Source organism: Sporofaciens sp. SGI.106 (assembly GCF_050314255.1).
GTDB lineage: Bacteria > Bacillota > Clostridia > Lachnospirales > Lachnospiraceae > Claveliimonas.
Map to the genome: position 1 here is coordinate 1 of NZ_JBNPMZ010000045.1, position 1,960 is coordinate 1,960.

2 protein-coding genes are annotated in these 1,960 nt (G+C 40.5%); one reads left to right on the plus strand and one right to left on the minus strand.

What is annotated here, in order from left to right; all coding sequences use genetic code 11:
- Positions 1-111: 111 nt before the first annotated feature.
- A complete protein-coding gene (locus ACQRCC_RS15460; RefSeq protein ID WP_427851638.1) occupies positions 112-711 on the minus strand; it encodes a hypothetical protein in 600 nt (199 codons plus the stop codon).
- An 859-nt stretch (positions 712-1,570) separates the two neighbouring features.
- On the opposite strand from ACQRCC_RS15460, the gene ACQRCC_RS15465 reads away from it, so the two are divergent.
- Positions 1,571-1,900 (plus strand): hypothetical protein, encoded by a 330-nt coding sequence (locus tag ACQRCC_RS15465; protein WP_427851639.1) that lies wholly within the window; start codon positions 1,571-1,573, stop codon positions 1,898-1,900.
- Positions 1,901-1,960 lie beyond the last annotated feature (60 nt).

Sequence of the window (1,960 nt, forward strand, 5' to 3'; positions counted from 1 at the left end):
TGAAAAGTAAATATTATCCAGAACGGATATGACAAGTAATAAACTGAAAAAAATGGCGCACTTTCATAGACCTTGTGCCTGACATGATTTATAATGGTATTGCTTATGTAGTTAAGCGGCTTGCTCAAAGAGATCTTTTAGCGGGGATGACTTTGGCAAGGTCCACGCATCAAAATGTTGACACATCATGATGGCAAACAGGTGGCAGTACCACATCATAGATGAACGGTATCTGCCGTCTTCTAATTTATAGTCAATCTTTTCCCGTTTGTTACAGCGCTCAGCAGATGTTCTTGCATTATATTCCAGCTTCCATTCAGCACTATCACGAGGTGGATTGTTAAATAGCCTTGGATTATCTTTTAAAATAAGGTGAACATTTCTGCCATACTTAGCATCGGAACAAGGATCTTCGCAAATGCATTGCGGAGTACCACCTTTGCAGGTAATCTTAGGACACCGATATTTAATTCGTCCCTTTTTAGGCTCAACAGCAGCCTGCTTCATGGGAAAGCCTTTGGGGCATAGTGGAATACCATCACTGCCGATGGTAATGTCGTCCTTATAAACACGAGGTCTTCCGCCTTTTCTGTTAAGATCTATAAAAGGAGTAATTCCATTCGCTTTGCAGTAATCATAATAAGGCATCGCATCATGAGCCGAGTCGAGAAGGAGTTTTTTAACGACAGCATCAGGAAGCATCTGTTTCATGGAAAACCAGTTGTATAGGAATCCGTGAGAGTCATGGCGTGAGGCAGGACTTAAAAAAGGAAAAATCGGAAGATCACTATCAGAGTCAGATGCAGTGAGCATGTATAGGTCATATCCAAAGTAATAATGGTTACGATGGGAATCCCAACCAATATCACAGTCAGGCTGGTGATAGATACGGTTGCACTTGCAATCGCGAACACCCTTTTCCAGACATTTGCAGGTTCGGGTTTTTCTTTAGGCGGATGAATAGCATTCGAAAGATTTTTATTATCGGATAGCCAAAGGCGATTGTGGAAGTCATAGAAAGTGCCGACACCGGGGGTATCACCTACAGTAAAACCAGAAATAATGGCATGAAGATGTTCTCTTTTAGATCAGAAGCAAATCTTGTATAAGATGTTATTTTAAATTCAACTGAAACAAGGATAGCACGCAGCATATCGGAAGGGAGTCTTGGTTCAGGACCAAAGACGGAATATCGGTCTTGCATTAGACGATCAATACCAGATAAATCCAAAGCCTAGAATTTTTCGAGAATCTGCCAGGTTGATGAAGAGAGGGAAGTCACAGCATCAGGATAATATTTATGAAGTTGAGTCAGAACACGGTTCTGATAGGCGGAATGACCGCCAACGTTAATAGGTTTCAATGAAACACACCTCCAAATCAAAAAGTCTGTCCGGCACTGCCGGAACAATATGCGTTGTTAATCAAGAGGCGCGAAGCGCCGCATTTTTAGGGGCATATGTCAAGTGCTTATTGAAAAAAAGTGGAGAAAAAATAAAAAAGGAATCTCAGAAGCCAGATAAATAAAGGCTTAGAGATTCCGAGAGTCTATTAAATTGTAAAGGAGAAAATGGAATTGAAAGTATATGGAACAGACATCTGTATTGACTGCAGGAACTTCAAAGCAATCAGGAATACCAGAGGGCTTGATATAGCGTATATAGACATTACAGAAGATACCAGTAAGTTAAAAGAATTTTTGTTAATGAGAGATACCGATCCGATTTTTGAAGAAGTAAAGAAAAGCGGTGGAATTGGGATTCCACTATTTGTGCATGAAGATGGCAGAAAAACTCTTGATCAGGATGAAGCACTTTCATGGATTGGCGAGCCCCCGGTAAGAGAAGACGAAATCGTAGAGCATAGAAACATCTGTGCCTGTGAAAATTGCAAATTATAAGAGCATTGAAGTAAAACACGGTGATACACTCTGGAATATTGCAGAGACATATATGGATGA